Origin of the sequence: Planomonospora sp. ID67723, assembly GCF_015711605.1 — a bacterium.
Lineage (GTDB): Bacteria > Actinomycetota > Actinomycetes > Streptosporangiales > Streptosporangiaceae > Planomonospora_A.
Window position 1 is genome coordinate 902,524 of the sequence record NZ_JABTEZ010000001.1, and the last position, 16,002, is coordinate 918,525.

The following is a 16,002-nucleotide window of genomic DNA, read 5'->3' on the forward strand; positions in this document are numbered from 1 at the left end:
CGTGGACACGAAGGGCCGCAAAAAAAGCCGCCGCCCCCGGATCTCCGGGGGCGGCGGCCCTGTGACGTACGGCGCCGCTACGCGGGGAGGACCACCACGAAACGGCGGGGCTCCTCGCCCTCGGACTCGCTCCGCAGCCCCGCCGCCGCCACGGCGTCATGCACGATCTTGCGCTCGAAGGGGGTCATCGGCCGCAGCGCCTTCGGCTCACCGGAGCGCTTGACGTCGGCGGCCACCTTCGTGCCGAGTTCCTTGAGCTCGGCACGGCGACGGTCGCGGTAGCCGCCGATGTCGAGCATGAGGCGGGAGCGCTCGCCCGTCTGGCGGTGGACCGCGAGCCGGGTGAGCTCCTGGAGCGCCTCGAGGACCTCGCCGTTGGCGCCCACCAGGTCGCCGCCCTTGATGTCCACGACCGACACGACGGCGCGGTCGCCCTCGACGTCCATGTCGATGTCGCCGTCGATGTCGGCGATGTCGAGCAGACCTTCGAGGTAGTCGGCGGCGATCTCACCCTCCTGCTCCAGGGCTGCGAGATCGGGAGCCGCCTTGCTCGCGGTCTCCTGCTGGGCCTCGGTCACGTCCAGCCACTCCTTCGTGCTGTCGGGATGGGTCTGTCGGGCGGCACCCGCTAGGACTTCTTTCCACCTGTCCGCTTGCTGCGCGGCTGGCGGGTCGGCTGGTTACGGGTGACCTTGGGCGCCGGCGGCGCGGGCGGGGCCTCGGGCTCCGGAGCGGTCTTCCTGACCTTGCTCAGCAGACCGGGCTTGGGAGCGGGGGTGACCACGTTGCCCTTGGCGTCGATCACCGGCGCCGGGTGGCGGCTGTAGAACCAGTGCTGCTGCCCGAGCGTCCACAGGTTGGTGGTGACCCAGTAGAGGATCAGGCCGAGGGGGAAGTTGAGCGAGAAGATCGCGAACAGCGGCGAGATGTACATCAGGATCTTCTGCTGCTGCGCCATCGGGTTGTCCGGCATCTGCGCCATCGAGCGGGTCACGCTCTGCCGGACGGTGAGGAAGGTGGTCAGCGAGCTGACCGCCACGAAGATGGCGAGAACGATCTTGGCGAGGACCGGGTCGGCGCCCAGTTTGATGACATCGGCCGAGTCCCAGAAGAACGTCGACGGAAGCGGGGCACCGAAGATGTGCGCGGCCCGGGCGTCGTTCACCAGAGCCTGCGACATGCCGAACTTCGGCTGACCGGCCGCCATCGCCTGCAGCACGGTGAACATCGAGATGAAGATCGGGAACTGGGCCAGGATCGGCAGGCAGCCGCCGAGCGGGTTGGCCCCCGCTCCCTGGTACAGCGCCATGACCTCCTGGTTCATGCGCTGCTTGTCGTTCTTGTAGCGCTTGCGCAGCTCCTGAACCTTGGGCGCGAGCTCCTGCATCTTCTTCGACGAGCGCATCTGCTTGAGGAAGAGCGGGAAGATCAGGATTCGCATCAGCACGGTGAGCGTGATGATGGTCAGTCCCCAGTTGAGGCCGCTGTCCCTCGGGATGAAGGTGCTGTAGCCCTCGTGAATCCAGGTGATGACTTGCGCGACGGCTGTGTAAAGCCAGTTGAGCCAGGACAGCTCCACCGAGCTAGCTCCCTTGCGTTTCGTTGGACCGGACCGGGCGTGGTGGCACCGGGTCTAAACCCCCGGGATGGAATGGGTGGCAACGCCCGATTCTCCGGATCGTCAGCCATGTGCCGCGCAACGCGCCGTGTACGGCGATCGCCTCGAGACCGTAGGCGCTGCACGAAGGATGGAAACGGCAACGGGGACCCAGCAGCGGGCTCACGAAGGTCCGGTAGAACCGGATGGGAGCCATCAGGGTCCTGGCGGCCGGGGAGGCCCCGGTGAGCTGCTCTTGCGCCGTCATCGTCGTCCGTCCATGCGAGTCTCGGGAGACTCTCGCCGCCTGAGTAAACGATCCAGCGCGCTGTCGAGTTCGGCGGCAAGGCGCTCGTTTTGCGCGGACGCGGCCGGTGGATTGGCGCGTACAACCAGCAGGCTACCCCGCGGGAGCCGATCGAGTCGGTCCCGCACCAGGTGTCTCAACTGGCGTTTGACTCGGTTGCGGACGACGGATCCCCCCACCGCGCGGCTCACCACGAAGCCGACCAGAGGCGGCTCGTCGGTCTGCTCGCGCACGCGAAAATGCGCGACCAGGGTGGGGCGGCCTGCACGGCCGCCCTTCCTGACCGCGTCGGCGAACTCCTCGCCCCGGCGCATGCGGGACCCGGACGGCAACACGAGAGGACCTTCTCGACCCTGGGCAGGTACGGCTGTCGCCCGCCGGTGACATGACCGGCGGGCGAGAGGACGTCACTGCCTGGCCCGGCGGACCGGGCACGAGGGATGAGGTGTCAGGCGGAGAGCTCGGCGCGGCCCTTGCGGCGGCGGGCGGCCAGGATCGCGCGACCGGCGCGGGTGCGCATACGCAGCCGGAAACCGTGGGTCTTCGCGCGACGGCGGTTGTTCGGCTGGAAAGTACGCTTGCTCACGAGTGGGCTCCAGGCTTCAAAACGCGCCCCCAGCACATGGGGACGCTCGACAGTGGCTGGCCTGCCGGATGCGGGGCATGCGAAATAGCCGCCGCGTGGCAAGCCGACCGTCGTACGTTACGGGGCGAACGCGCCCCAGGTCAAACCGGCGAAGCGGGCGCCGAAGAGTTTTCCACAGGCCCACAAGGTGCTTTTCCCCTGCCGTAACTTTGTCCACAGGATGTGAACCCAGCCTCTCCACACTGCCACTAGTCTGTGGACAACGTCTTGAACACCTCTGTGGACAGAGACTACTGTCAGCCCTCCCAACCCTTCTCTCCGCTGCCGAAACGCGGCTTGGCTGTCAGTACGGGACTGTGCACAGCGTGTGGATTCGGTGTGGATTCCGAGCCGACGTCGCCGGAGATCCGCACGGTGCCGGCGTGTGGACAACGAGAGAGTCCGATGCGCTCGGCAGCCATCGGTGTGGATAAACGGATCGCGGTGAGCTTGCGGGGGCCGCGTCGGGAGGAGGAAGCCGAGCCATGGACGCAGTGGACCTCGGCGCGGTCTGGGCCCAGGTGCTGAGGCACTCGCTCAACGAGGACGTCTCGCCCGTGCACCGCGCCTGGCTCGCCCAGACCCGGCCCTTCGGGCTCATGCACGACACCGTGGTGCTCGCCGCCCCCACCGACTTCGCCAGGGACGTCCTGGAGGGCAAGCTCCGCCCGATGCTGACCCACGCGCTCTCCCAGGAGATCGGCAGCCCGATGCGGTTCGTCGTGGTGGTCGACCCCTCCGTCGCCAAATCCGACGACGAGGACGGCTCGACGGGGACCGGGGCGCATCCCCAGGCATCCCAGCAGGGTTATCCCCAGGGCAACGGGATGCAGCAGGGTTATCCGCAGCCCGCGGCCCCGCCGTCGCACGGGCCGTCCGGCGCTCCGCCCCGCTTCCCGATCCCGGGGCCCGCCGGCGCCCCTCCCGCCGAGTATCCCCAGCACCAGCCGCAGGCCCAGCCCTTCTCCTATCCCTATTCGCGCATGGAGGAGCCGGCCCAGCCCTACCTGCCCGCCGAGTCCCCGGCGCCGCCGCCGGTCGAGCGGGGGTCCGGATACGGCCGTGGCGGATACACCCCGCAGCCCCCCGCCTCGCGTGCGGAGACGGACGGTTTCAACCGCCCGGCCCCGGGCCCCGTGCCGAACCCGGCGCCGGCGCCCGCACAGAACCGGTGGGACACCCGGGCGGGCGGCGGCCGTACGGCCAAGGAACCCGGGAAGCTGAACCCGAAGTACACCTTCGAGACGTTCGTCATCGGTTCCAGCAACCGCTTCGCGCACGCCGCCGCGGTCGCGGTGGCCGAGGCGCCGGCCAAGGCGTACAACCCGCTGTTCATCTACGGCGACTCCGGTCTGGGCAAGACCCACCTGCTGCACGCGATCGGTCACTACGCGCAGAGCCTCTACGACGGCGCGCGGGTGAGATACGTCAGCTCCGAGGAGTTCACCAACGACTTCATCAACTCCATCCGCGACCACAAGGCCGACAACTTCCGGGGCCGGTACCGGGCTGTGGACATCCTGCTGGTGGACGACATCCAGTTCCTGGAGGGCAAGGAGCAGACGCAGGAGGAGTTCTTCCACACCTTCAACACCCTGCACAACGCCAACAAGCAGATCGTCATCTCCAGCGACCGGGCGCCCAAGCAGCTCGTCACTCTGGAGGACCGGCTGCGCAACCGGTTCGAGTGGGGACTGATCACCGACGTCCAGCCGCCCGAGCTGGAGACCCGCATCGCGATCCTGCGCAAGAAGGCGATCCAGGAGGGCCTGGCCGCCCCGCCCGAGGTGCTCGAGTACATCGCCAGCCGCATCTCCACCAACATCCGCGAGCTCGAGGGCGCGTTGATCAGGGTGACCGCGTTCGCCAGCCTGAACCGGCAGTCGGTGGACCTGCAGCTCACCGAGGTCGTGCTCAAGGATCTGATCACCGAGGACGCCGACTCCGAGATCACCATCGCCACGATCATGGCCTCCACCGCGACCTACTTCGGGCTGTCGATCGAGGACCTGTGCGGCACCTCCCGCTCGCGGGTCCTGGTCACCGCCCGTCAGATCGCGATGTACCTGTGCCGGGAGCTCACCGACATGTCGCTCCCCAAGATCGGCCAGCAGTTCGGCGGCCGTGACCACACCACGGTCATGCACGCCGACAGGAAGATCCGCTCGCTCATGGCGGAGCGGCGCTCGATCTACAACCAGGTCAACGAGCTGACCACCCGGATCAAGCAGCAGTCGCGCAACGGCTGAAGGACTTTTCCCCGGGTGATGCACAGCCTGTGGAAAACCTTGTGGATCACCGATCGGCCCGCGACGGAAGATCGACTGGGGCTCCGACCATGATCAACATCGGATCAGAGAACGTGAACGGTTTTCAGCAGATGTGGACAACCCTGGGGAGAACCTGGGGAGAACCTGTTGGTAACTCGTGGATAACGTGTGGACGCCCTGTGGGCGGACTTATCCCCAGGCACAAAACGGACTCCTACCCCGTGGATAACCTGGGGAAACCTCGCCGATACTCGTGGATAAGTTGGGGACAGCGGAGCCCCTGTCTGGGGACGGCCTGTGGGTATCCTCCGGGCATCCACAGACGGGCGAGTTACCCACACCCTTCACCCACAACCCCGGTGGATGAAAAAACAGGTGGCGACCTGCGGAAACACTGGTCTTCCACAGTTTCCACAGCCCCTACTGTGATGACTCCACTTATCTCTCTAAGGGAAAACTCAAGACCCATAGAAGAGTTCCCGGGGAGCGCACGTGCGGGACAGTGAACACTTGAACCCAAGGCAGCGAAGGCACCGAGCGGACAGCGCTCGACACACAGGAGGCAGATCCACGTGATGTTCCGGGTCGACCGAGACGTACTCGCCGAGGCGGTCGCATGGACGGCACGCAGCCTGCCGGCGCGTCCCTCCGTGCCGGTGCTGGCCGGCATGCGTCTGGAGGTCACGGAGAGCGGCCAGCTCAAGCTCTCCGGCTTCGACTACGAGGTCTCCGCCGAGGTGACCCTCGAACCGCAGACGGGTGAGCCGGGCGTGGTCCTCGTCTCCGGCAAGCTCCTCGCAGAGATCACCCGCGCGCTCCCCGCACAGCCTGTGGATTTCGTGGTGGACGGGATGAAGGCCGTCGTCACCTGCGGCAGCGCCCGGTTCACACTTCTCACCATGCCTGTGGAGGACTACCCCTCCCTGCCGGTCATGCCCCCGGCCGCCGGCCGGGTGGGCAGCGACGTGTTCGCCTCGGCCGTCGGCCAGGTCGCGGTCGCCACCGGCAAGGACGACACCCTGCCCATGCTGACCGGCGTGCGGGTGGAGATCGAGGGCGACACGGTCACCCTCGCCGCCACCGACCGCTACCGCCTCGCCGTACGCGAGCTGAAGTGGCAGCCCGAGCAGCCCGACATCTCGGCGATCGCCATGATCCCCGGCAAGACCCTCGCGGACGCGGCCAAGGCCCTGGGCGCGACCGGCGCCGAGGTGGAGATCGCGATGAGCTCCGTCGGCGGCACCGGGGAGGGGATGATCGGTTTCTCCAGCGCCGGCCGGCGCACCACGACCCGGCTCCTCGACCCGGAGTTCCCCAAGTACCGCTCGTTGCTGCCCACCGAGTTCTCGGCCCGCGCGGACCTGCCCGTGGGCAGCTTCGTCGAGGCCGTCAAGCGTGTGGCCCTGGTCGCCGAGCGCAACACCCCGATCCGGATGGCCTTCCGCGACGGCGAGGTCGTCCTGGAGGCGGGCAGCGGCGACGAGGCCCAGGCGGTGGAGGTCCTGCCGGTGGACTTCGAGGGCGACGACATCAACATCGCCTTCAACCACCAGTTCCTGCTGGAGGGCCTGGGAGCGATCGACTCCGACGTCGCGCGCCTGCAGATGACCACCTCGACCAAGCCCGCCATCCTCACCGGCGGCAAGCCCGTGGAGGACGGGGGCGTTCCCGACTACCGCTACCTGATCATGCCGATCCGCCTGTCGAGCTGATCCGGGCACGCCGGGTGCGGCAGCCGTTCCCCGGAGCCCCTGCGGCCCGCTGAGGTGACCCCTGGGACGGGCGGGACGGGTGCGGGCTGGGAAACCGTGCGAGCGCGCGGCGAGGCGGGCACAGAGCCGCTCAGCGCCGCCCGCCCCGCCGCGGTCGCGAAGCGCGTCTCCGGCTGAGGTCTGCACCGCCTGTGGACAACTGGCGGGGACGACCGGCGGGGACGCGGACACGCGAGGTGCGGCGGTCATCCCCGCCTGTGGAGGAACGGCCGGACCTCCACAGGCGGGTTCTCCACACCTGTGGGAAGATCTCCACCGGCTCGGCGCGGGGGCCGGTGGGGCCTTGACGACCGGGTCGTTCCCGGCCCGACGCCTATCCATGGTGAGCACGCCCCCGCGTGGGTACTTGTGGATGAGGCCGGACGGTCGGGGCCGGCCGCGCGCATCGGCCCGGAGGACGCCCTCCCCGGCCCCTCGGGCGATCCCGCAGGAGGGACCGCCGAGCCGGTACGGCTTGCGCGGGCCCGCCCGGCACCGGGTGGATGATGGAACCCTGAAGGGGGTGCTCGAATGCAGATCGGCATGGTCGGGCTTGGGAAGATGGGCGGCAACATGGCCGAGCGCCTGCGCCGCGGCGGCCACGACGTCGTGGGCTATGACCGGGATCCGGCGGTCAGCGACGTCTCGAGCCTGAAGGAGCTGGTGGACCGGCTCCAGGCGCCGCGGGCGGTGTGGGTCATGGTGCCCGCGGGAGCACCGACCCAGGCGACGATCGAGGAGCTCGGGGAGCTGCTCTCGGCCGGGGACATCGTCGTCGACGGCGGCAACTCCCACTATGTGGACGACCAGAGGCACGGCGCGGAGCTCGCGACCAAGGGGATCGGCTTCGTCGACTGCGGCGTGAGCGGCGGCGTCTGGGGCCTGGAGAACGGCTACGCCCTGATGACAGGAGGGGCCGGGAGCGACATCGAGCGGCTCAGGCCGATCTTCGAGACCCTCAAGCCTCCGGGCGAGGACGGCTTCGTGCACGCCGGTCAGATCGGGGCGGGCCACTTCGCCAAGATGGTCCACAACGGTGTCGAGTACGGCATGATGCAGGCCTTCGCCGAGGGCTGGGAGCTGCTGGAGGCCGCCGACATCGTGACCGACGTGCCCGGCGCGTTCAAGAGCTGGCGGACGGGCACCGTGATCCGCTCGTGGCTGCTCGACCTGCTGGTCCGCGCGCTCGAGGAGGACGAGGACCTGTCGGAGCTGCGCGGCTACGCCCAGGACTCCGGCGAGGGCCGGTGGACGGTGCAGGCGGCCGTGGAGCACGCGGTGCCGCTGCCCGTCATCACCGCCGCGCTGTACGCGCGGTTCGCCTCGCGCCAGGAGGACTCTCCGGCCATGAAGGTCGTGGCGGCCCTGCGCAACCAGTTCGGCGGCCACGCCGTCACCTCCAAGGCCGGAGAGGTCGACAAGGGCGCCGACGCCCCGGGCGCCGACGTCGTCCCGCCGGTCGAGGCCCAGAAGTAGCACCGGCCGCGGCCCGCGCGTTCCCGCGGGCCGCGGTCCCCACCCTGTGGACGGCCCACGACCCGTGGGCCGTCCACAGGGTGGGGACCGTCTGTGGACGGTCCGGCCGTACCGCGCCCTCCGTCCACAGGGGACGTGCCCCGTCCACAGGCGTGCTTCTCCAGCCCCCGGAGGAACGAGAAGGTACTAACGTAACGGGGTGCACGTAGCCCACCTCTCGCTCACCGACTTCCGGTCCTACGACACGGTCGACCTCGGTCTGGAACCGGGTGTCACGACGTTCGTCGGCCCGAACGGGCAGGGCAAGACCAACCTGGTCGAGGCGCTGGGCTATGTGGCGACGCAGTCGAGCCACCGGGTCGCCACCGACGCGCCGCTGGTACGGCAGGGCGCGGCGCGGGCCATCGTGCGCTCGGTGGTCGTGCGCGACGACCGGCGGGCCCTGGTCGAGCTGGAGATCAACCCGGGCAGGGCCAACCGGGCCAGGCTGAACCGCTCGCCCGTCTCCCGGCCGCGCGACGTCATCGGGCTGCTGCGCACGGTGCTGTTCGCCCCCGAGGACCTGGCCCTGGTCAAGGGCGACCCCGCCGAGCGGCGTCGTTTCCTGGACGACCTGCTGGTGGCCAGGACGCCCCGGTTCGCCGGAGTCCGGGCCGACTACGACCGGGTGCTCAAGCAGCGCGGCGCCCTGCTGCGCACCGCGGCCCAGGCCCGGCGGGGGAGCCGGAGCGGGCGTCGGGCGGAGAGCGACTCGGGGTTCGCGGCGGCCGGGGCCGGAGACGTGCTGAGCACCCTGGAGGTGTGGGACGCGCACCTGGCCCGGCAGGGCGCGGAGCTGCTGGCGGCGCGGCTGGAGCTGGTCGAGGCGCTGCGCCCGCTGGTCGCCGCCTCCTACGCCGCCCTCGCGCCGGGCTCCGCCGCCGCCGGTCTCGAATACCGGGGCACGCTGTCCACCGCCGCGGACGGTTCTCCCCCGCCCGCCGTACAGCCCGGCGGATCGGGAGATCCGGTGGCGGCCGGCGCCGCGGCTTTCGACCGGGCCGCGCTCGAACAGGCGCTCCGCGCCGGCCTGCTGGAGGTCAGGAACGCGGAGCTGGAGCGCGGCGTCACCCTCGTCGGCCCGCACCGCGACGACCTGTTCCTCGGCCTGGGGGAGCTGCCCGCCCGCGGCTACGCCAGCCACGGCGAGTCCTGGTCGTTCGCCCTGGCGCTCCGGCTGGCCGCCTACGACCTGCTCCGGGCGGACGGCGGCGACCCGGTGCTGATCCTCGACGACGTCTTCGCCGAGCTCGACGCCCAGCGCCGCCGCCGCCTGGCCGAGCTCGTCGGCTCCGCCGAGCAGGTGCTGATCACCGCGGCGGTCCCCGACGACGTGCCGCCTGAGCTGTCCGGGGCCCGGTTCGACGTGACCGAAGGGAGCGTGGCCCGTGTCCGATGACCCGACCCTCGCGGGCGACCCGAGCCGGCGGGCTCAGGGCGCGAAGGCCGCGCGGCCCCCCGGGACCGCGCCGTCCTCTCCTGAGGCCGAACCCGGTGCCGCGCGGGGGGCCGGCGGGCCGGTCCCCGAGCCGGGGAGCGTCAAGGGCGTGGCGGCCAGGGGCGCCGCCCTGGCGAGGGAGAAGCTGGCCCAGGCCAAGGCCGACGCGGCCAGGCGGGGTCAGCTCCCCCGCCGTGAGCCCCGGCGCAAGGCAGCCGGGTCGCTCAGGTCCTCGGGGGATCCCCAGCCCCTCGGCCGGGCCATCGCCGACCTGCTCTCCGACCGGAAATGGGAGGAACCGGCCGCGGTGGGCGGGGTGTTCGGGCGCTGGCATGAGATCGTCGGCCCCGACATGGCGGCGCACACCAGACCGGAGAGCTTCGCCGACGGCGAGGTCCGGGTGATCGCCGACTCCACGGCCTGGGCGACCCAGTTGCGGCTGCTGGCCGGGACGCTGGTCAGGCGGCTGAACGAGGAGCTCGGCGACGGGACGGTGCAGCGGGTGAAGGTGGAGGGGCCGCAGAACGCCCCCCGGCCCAGCGGTGGTCTCCGGGTGACCGGAAGTCGCGGCCCGGGCGACACTTACGGCTGACCGGACGGCGAAAAAACGGATCAGCGGGCACTGTGGCGCGATGACCCCCGTCCCCGTAGGGGGATGCCGGAAGCGGTGATCGACGCGCGAGAGAGGCTTTCAGAGCCCTGGAATGCCGCATCATCCCCCGCGAACCGCTAGAATGAAATCGGATTCCGGACACGTCCGTTTGCGTGTCACCCCGGCCCGTGAGCCGATTCCCCTGGGTGAACGCATCGGGGCATTCACGACGGTGACGGACGGCGGGGCTGAGCGTTCTCCCGCCGCGTGTCCTCGGCAGGAGGATTTCACACTTGTCCTACGACGCTAGCTCAATCACCGTTCTCGAAGGACTTGAGGCGGTCCGTAAGCGCCCGGGTATGTACATCGGATCGACCGGGGAACGCGGCCTCCACCACCTCGTCTACGAGGTCGTGGACAACTCGGTCGACGAGGCCCTGGCCGGGCACGCCGACAGGATCGAGGTCACGCTCCTCGCCGACAACGGCGTCCGGGTCGTCGACAACGGCCGCGGCATCCCCGTCGGCATGCACCCTGTCGAGAAGCGTCCCGCGGTCGAGGTCGTCCTCACCGTCCTGCACGCCGGCGGCAAGTTCGACAGCAAGTCCTACGCGGTCTCCGGCGGCCTGCACGGCGTGGGCGTCTCCGTGGTCAACGCGCTGTCCACCAGGTTGGAGGTGGAGATCCGCCGCGACGGGCACTACTGGCGGCAGAGCTACGCCGACACCCGGCCCACCGGCCCGCTGGTCAAGGGCGAGGAGACCGGCGAGACCGGCACCTCGATCACCTTCTGGGCCGACGAGTCCATCTTCGAGACCACCACGTGGAACTTCGAGACCCTCTCCCGGCGCTTCCAGGAGATGGCCTTCCTCAACAAGGGCCTGACGATCTCCCTGCGGGACGAGCGGCCCGACCACATCGACGACGAGGCCGTCGAGGTCGTCTACTACTACGAGGGCGGCCTGTCCGACTTCGTCGGGCACCTCAACTCCAAGAAGGACGCCGCCCACGCCTCGGTGATCGACTTCGAGGAGCACGGCGACGGCATCTCCGTCGAGATCGCCATGCAGTGGAACAACTCCTACAGCGAGTCGGTCTACACCTTCGCCAACACCATCAACACGGCCGAGGGCGGCACCCACGAGGAGGGCTTCCGCGCCGCGCTGACGTCGATCGTCAACCGCTACGCGCGCGAGCAGAAGTTCCTCAAGGAGGGCAAGGACGACAACCTGACCGGTGAGGACATCCGCGAGGGTCTCACCGCGATCATCTCGGTGAAGCTGGCCGACCCGCAGTTCGAGGGCCAGACCAAGACCAAGCTGGGCAACACCGAGGCCAAGTCGTTCGTCCAGAAGGCCTGCAACGACCACCTGCGCGACTGGTTCGAGCGCAACCCGGGCGAGGCCAAGGAGATCATCAGCAAGTCGCTGCAGGCCTCCCGCGCGCGCATCGCCGCCCGCCAGGCCCGCGACCTGACCCGGCGCAAGTCGCTGCTGGAGTCCGGTTCCGGCCTGCCCGGCAAGCTGGCCGACTGCCAGTGGAGCGACCCGGAGAAGTGCGAGCTGTTCATCGTCGAGGGCGACTCGGCGGGCGGCTCTGCCAAGGGCGGGCGCGACTCCAAGTTCCAGGCCATCCTGCCCATCCGCGGCAAGATCCTGAACGTGGAGAAGGCACGCATCGACAAGGTGCTGAAGAACACCGAGGTCCAGGCACTGATCACGGCCATGGGCACCGGCGTGCACGACGAGTTCGACATCGCCAAGCTCCGCTACCACAAGCTCATCCTGATGGCCGACGCCGACGTCGACGGCCAGCACATCAACACGCTGCTGCTGACGCTGCTGTTCCGCTTCATGCGGCCGCTGATCGAGGCCGGGCACGTCTACCTCTCCCAGCCTCCGCTCTACAAGATCAAGTGGGACCGCCGGGGCGAGGACGCCTCCTACGCGTACTCCGACGCCGAGCGCGACGCGATCATCGAGGCCGGCATCGCCGCGGGCAAGCGCGACCCCCGCCTGCACGACGGCATCCAGCGCTTCAAGGGTCTGGGCGAGATGAACGCCTCCCAGCTCTGGGAGACCACGATGAACCCGGACACCCGGGTGCTCCGCCTGGTCACCCTCGACGACGCGGCCCAGGCCGACGACCTGTTCAGCGTTCTCATGGGTGAGGACGTCGAGGCCCGCCGCTCCTTCATCATCAGGAACGCACGAGACGTGCGTTTCCTCGATGTGTAGCGGCAGCCGTACGGACCCTCCCCGACTTTCGAAAAGGACCCACCACTCGTGACGGAACTGAACACTCCGCCCGCAGAGCGCATCGAGCCGGTCGACATCCAGTCGGAGATGCAGCGCAGCTACATGGACTACGCGATGTCCGTCATCGTGTCCCGCGCGCTGCCCGACGTCCGCGACGGGCTCAAGCCGGTGCACCGCCGCGTTCTCTACGCCATGTACGACGGCGGCTACCGTCCCGACCGCGGATACTTCAAGTGCTCGCGTGTGGTCGGCGACGTCATGGGCTCCTACCACCCGCACGGTGACAGCTCGATCTACGGCACGGTGGTGCGGCTGGCGCAGCCCTGGGCGCTGCGCTACACGCTGGTCGACGGCCAGGGCAACTTCGGGTCGCCGGGCAACGACATGCCCGCCGCCATGCGGTACACCGAGTGCAAGCTCGCGCCGATCGCCATGGAAATGATCCGTGACATCGACAAGGACACCGTCGACTTCCAGCCCAACTACGACGGGCGCTCCCAGGAGCCGCTGGTCCTTCCGTCCCGCTTCCCGAACCTCCTGGTCAACGGGTCGGCCGGCATCGCGGTCGGCATGGCGACCAACATCCCGCCGCACAACCTGCGTGAGGTGGCCGAGGGCGTCAAGTGGGCCCTGCAGAATCCCGAGGCGAGCGACGACGAGCTTCTCGAGGCGCTGATCGAGCGGGTCAAGGGCCCCGACTTCCCCACCGGCGCGCTCATCGTGGGCCGCCGCGGCATCGACGACGCCTACCGGACCGGGCGCGGCTCGATCACCATGCGGGCGATCGTCGAGGTCGAGGAGGACGCCAAGGGCCGCCAGTGCCTGGTCGTCACCGAGCTGCCCTACATGGTCAACCCGGACAACCTGGCGCTGTCGATCGCCGAGTCGGTCAAGGACGGCCGGATCAGCGGCATCGCCGACGTCCGTGACGAGAGCTCCTCCCGGGTCGGCCAGCGCCTGGTGATCGTGCTCAAGCGCGACGCGGTCGCCAAGGTCGTGCTGAACAACCTCTACAAGCACACGCAACTGCAGACCACCTTCGGCGCCAACATGCTCGCCCTGGTGGACGGCGTGCCTCGGACGCTCAGGCTGGACCAGTTCGTCCGCCACTACATCGACCACCAGATCGAGGTCGTGGTCCGCCGGACCCGCTACCTGCTGCGCAAGGCCGAGGAGCGGGCCCACATCCTGCGTGCCCTGCTCAAGGCCCTCGAACGCATGGACGAGGTCATCGCGCTCATCCGTCGCTCGCCGTCGGCCGCGGAGGCGCAGGGCGGCCTGATGACCCTGCTGGAGATCGACCAGATCCAGGCGCAGGCCATCCTCGACATGCAGCTGCGCAAGCTGGCGGCCCTGGAGCGTCAGCAGATCACCGACGAGCACGACAGCCTGATGACCCAGATCACCGAGTACCAGGCCATCCTCGCCTCGCCCGAGCGGCAGCGGACGATCGTCTTCGACGAGCTCTCCGAGGTCACCGGACGGTACGGCGACGAGCGCAAGACGGAGATCATCGCCTACGAAGGCGACATGTCCATCGAGGACCTCCTCGCCGAGGAGGACATGGTCGTCACGATCACCCGCGGCGGTTACGCCAAGCGCACCAACACCGACCTGTACCGGGCGCAGAAGCGCGGCGGGAAGGGCGTGCGCGGCGCGCAGCTACGCCAGGACGACATCGTCGACCACTTCTTCGTGACCACGACCCACCACTGGCTGCTGTTCTTCACGAACAAGGGCCGGGTCTACCGCGTCAAGGCCTACGAGCTACCCGACTCCGGCCGTGACGCCCGCGGCCAGCACCTGGCGAACCTGCTGGCCATGCAGCCCGACGAGGTCGTCATGGAGGTGCTCGCCATGCGCGACTACGACGTCGCGCCGTACCTCGTGCTGGCCACGCGGAGCGGAATGGTGAAGAAAACCCGGCTGGCGGAATACGACTCGCCGCGCTCGGGTGGCCTCATCGCCATCAATCTGCGCGAAGATGACGAGGTGATCGCAGCGCGGCTGGTATCCGAGGACGACGACCTCCTGCTGATCTCCCGAGGCGCCCAGTCCATCCGCTTCACCGCCACCGACGAGGCGCTGCGTCCGATGGGGCGGGCGACCAGCGGTGTGATCGGCATGCGCTTCCTCGAAGGGGACGAGCTTCTCGCGATGAACCGGATCGCCGACGGCGACGACGTTCTGGTCGCGACCGAAGGCGGGTATGCCAAGCGCACTCCCGCGGATCAATACCCTGTTCAGGGACGAGGCGGCAAGGGCGTGCTGACGGCGAAGATCGTCAGCGCTCGTGGCAAGCTGGTCGGCGCGGTCATGGTCAGGCCGGAGGACGAGGTCTTCGCGATCACGTCGGCCGGTGGGGTCATCCGGACCAGTGCCGGGGAGATCAAGCAGTCGGGCCGCCAGACGATGGGGGTGCGGCTGATGAATCTCGCCGAGGGGGACAGCGTCGTGGCGCTCGCCCGCAACGCCGAGGCGTTGGAAACCGAGGAAAACGGGGAAGGGGAGTAGGCCGTGAGCGCTCAGGCCGGATCTGGTCCGCGAGCGGTCTCCCCATCGACACGCAAGCAGGTGACGGAGAAGATGGACAAGACCACTGAAGCGGAAGTCGTCGAGGTGGTCGAGTCACCGGCCGACGCCAGCGCGCCTACGCCGGAGACCGACGACTCGAAGACCGACGAGTTCAAGGGCGGGTCCAAGGTGACGTCGATCGAGGACGACAAGCCGGTCGGTGACGCCACGAGGCGGATCCGTCCCGTCTCTGCCGAGGCCGACAAGCCGAGCGACTCCACAATGCGGATCCGCCCGGCCGCCGCCGAGACGGACAGGTCCTGGGCGCCGGGGAACCTCCCGTCTTCGCCGCCCCCGCCGCCGAACGTGTCCGCTCCTCCGCGGGAGACCGCCGACAGGAACTCCCCGCTGGGCATGCCGTCCCCTCCGCTGGAGATGACCGGCAACAAGAAGCAGTCGGACACCGCCCCCAGGGCACCGCGCAAGGCCCATCTGGTGCTGCGCCGGATCGAGCCCTGGTCGGCGATGAAGTTCAGCTTCGTGGTCTCGCTGGTCTGCTTCGTGGTGCTGTTCGTCGCGGTCGCGGTGCTGTACATGGTGCTCAACGGCCTGGGCGTCTTCGACTCGATCATCCAGACGGTGAACCAGCTCACCAACCCGGACGGCAAGAGCACGGCGACCTCGCTCGACATCGCCCCCTGGTTCGAGCCGGTCCGCATCCTCGGCTACACGGCCCTGATCGGTGCGGTGAACGTGGTGCTCATCACGGCCCTGTCGACCCTCGGCGCGGTGATCTACAACGTCGCCTCCGACCTGGTCGGCGGGATCGAGGTCACCTTCAGCGAGGCCGAGTAGGTGCTCCGCCGTGTTCCCCGGGCCGTACCCGGGGAACACGGCCCCGCGTATGGCGCGAGCAGGTCCCGGAGCACGGTAAGCTTTTCCCTGTCCGCGCGAAAGAGTTCGCCTCCACTCCAAGGATGCGATACGGTTTCCGCACGGTGAGGGGCTATAGCTCAGTCGGTTAGAGCGCTTCCCTGATAAGGAAGAGGTCCCAGGTTCAAGTCCTGGTAGCCCCACCTCGATAAACGCCCCGAAGCGATCACGCTCCGGGGCATTTTGCTGCAACGGGTACTGC

The 16,002-nt window shown here is 69.1% G+C and carries 13 protein-coding genes and 1 tRNA gene; 9 read left to right on the forward strand and 5 right to left on the reverse strand.

Annotated elements, in window-relative coordinates:
- Positions 1-77 precede the first annotated feature (77 nt).
- The 5 genes from HS041_RS04205 to rpmH all read right to left on the reverse strand — a co-directional run bounded on the left by HS041_RS04205 (position 78) and on the right by rpmH (position 2,490).
- The gene (locus HS041_RS04205; protein ID WP_374058822.1) at positions 78-578 is read right to left on the reverse strand and encodes a Jag family protein; all 501 of its coding nucleotides are present in this window, start codon (positions 576-578) and stop codon (positions 78-80) included.
- Positions 579-628: 50 nt separating this feature from the next.
- Entirely contained in the window at positions 629-1,579 is a 951-nt protein-coding gene (gene yidC / locus HS041_RS04210) for a membrane protein insertase YidC (RefSeq protein WP_196439192.1), read from the reverse strand.
- Positions 1,580-1,583: 4 nt separating this feature from the next.
- Positions 1,584-1,865 (reverse strand): membrane protein insertion efficiency factor YidD, encoded by a 282-nt coding sequence (gene yidD, locus HS041_RS04215; protein ID WP_196439193.1) that lies wholly within the window; start codon positions 1,863-1,865, stop codon positions 1,584-1,586.
- Positions 1,862-2,239, reverse strand: coding sequence for a ribonuclease P protein component (rnpA, locus tag HS041_RS04220; RefSeq protein WP_196439194.1), 378 nt, complete (start codon positions 2,237-2,239; stop codon positions 1,862-1,864). The genes yidD and rnpA overlap by 4 nt, the downstream gene beginning before the upstream one ends.
- A gap of 113 nt (positions 2,240-2,352) precedes the next feature.
- On the reverse strand, positions 2,353-2,490 hold the full coding sequence (rpmH, locus tag HS041_RS04225) for a 50S ribosomal protein L34 (protein ID WP_010849920.1): 138 nt from the start codon (positions 2,488-2,490) through the stop codon (positions 2,353-2,355).
- A gap of 524 nt (positions 2,491-3,014) precedes the next feature.
- On the opposite strand from rpmH, the gene dnaA reads away from it, so the two are divergent.
- The 9 genes from dnaA (at position 3,015) to HS041_RS04270 (ending at position 15,943) form a co-directional block, all read left to right on the forward strand.
- Positions 3,015-4,778, forward strand: a complete 1,764-nt coding sequence (dnaA, locus tag HS041_RS04230; protein WP_196439195.1) for a chromosomal replication initiator protein DnaA — start codon at positions 3,015-3,017, stop codon at positions 4,776-4,778.
- A 593-nt stretch (positions 4,779-5,371) separates the two neighbouring features.
- On the forward strand, positions 5,372-6,511 hold the full coding sequence (gene dnaN / locus HS041_RS04235; protein ID WP_196439196.1) for a DNA polymerase III subunit beta: 1,140 nt from the start codon (positions 5,372-5,374) through the stop codon (positions 6,509-6,511).
- Between the two features lie 570 nt (positions 6,512-7,081).
- Entirely contained in the window at positions 7,082-8,026 is a 945-nt protein-coding gene (gene gnd, locus HS041_RS04240) for a phosphogluconate dehydrogenase (NAD(+)-dependent, decarboxylating) (RefSeq protein ID WP_196439197.1), read from the forward strand.
- A gap of 199 nt (positions 8,027-8,225) precedes the next feature.
- Positions 8,226-9,464 (forward strand): DNA replication/repair protein RecF, encoded by a 1,239-nt coding sequence (recF, locus tag HS041_RS04245; RefSeq protein WP_196439198.1) that lies wholly within the window; start codon positions 8,226-8,228, stop codon positions 9,462-9,464.
- Positions 9,454-10,095, forward strand: coding sequence for a DciA family protein (locus HS041_RS04250; RefSeq protein ID WP_307845166.1), 642 nt, complete (start codon positions 9,454-9,456; stop codon positions 10,093-10,095). Before recF ends, HS041_RS04250 begins: the two co-directional genes overlap by 11 nt.
- Positions 10,096-10,388: 293 nt before the next feature.
- Positions 10,389-12,332, forward strand: coding sequence for a DNA topoisomerase (ATP-hydrolyzing) subunit B (gene gyrB, locus HS041_RS04255; protein WP_196439199.1), 1,944 nt, complete (start codon positions 10,389-10,391; stop codon positions 12,330-12,332).
- A gap of 48 nt (positions 12,333-12,380) precedes the next feature.
- The gene (gene gyrA / locus HS041_RS04260) at positions 12,381-14,867 is read left to right on the forward strand and encodes a DNA gyrase subunit A (protein WP_196439200.1); all 2,487 of its coding nucleotides are present in this window, start codon (positions 12,381-12,383) and stop codon (positions 14,865-14,867) included.
- A 72-nt stretch (positions 14,868-14,939) separates the two neighbouring features.
- Positions 14,940-15,722, forward strand: coding sequence for a DUF3566 domain-containing protein (locus tag HS041_RS04265; protein ID WP_196439201.1), 783 nt, complete (start codon positions 14,940-14,942; stop codon positions 15,720-15,722).
- 147 nt (positions 15,723-15,869) lie between these two features.
- Positions 15,870-15,943, forward strand: a tRNA-Ile gene (locus HS041_RS04270).
- Positions 15,944-16,002 lie beyond the last annotated feature (59 nt).

Excerpts from the sequence above, each read along its gene's own strand:
- gnd (WP_196439197.1), top strand. The coding sequence starts at position 7,082 with ATGCAGATCGGCATGGTCGGGCTTGGGAAGATGGGCGGCAACATGGCC.
- HS041_RS04265 (WP_196439201.1), top strand. The coding sequence starts at position 14,940 with ATGGACAAGACCACTGAAGCGGAAGTCGTCGAGGTGGTCGAGTCACCG.
- yidD (WP_196439193.1), bottom strand. The coding sequence starts at position 1,865 with ATGACGGCGCAAGAGCAGCTCACCGGGGCCTCCCCGGCCGCCAGGACC.
- dnaA (WP_196439195.1), top strand. The coding sequence starts at position 3,015 with ATGGACGCAGTGGACCTCGGCGCGGTCTGGGCCCAGGTGCTGAGGCAC.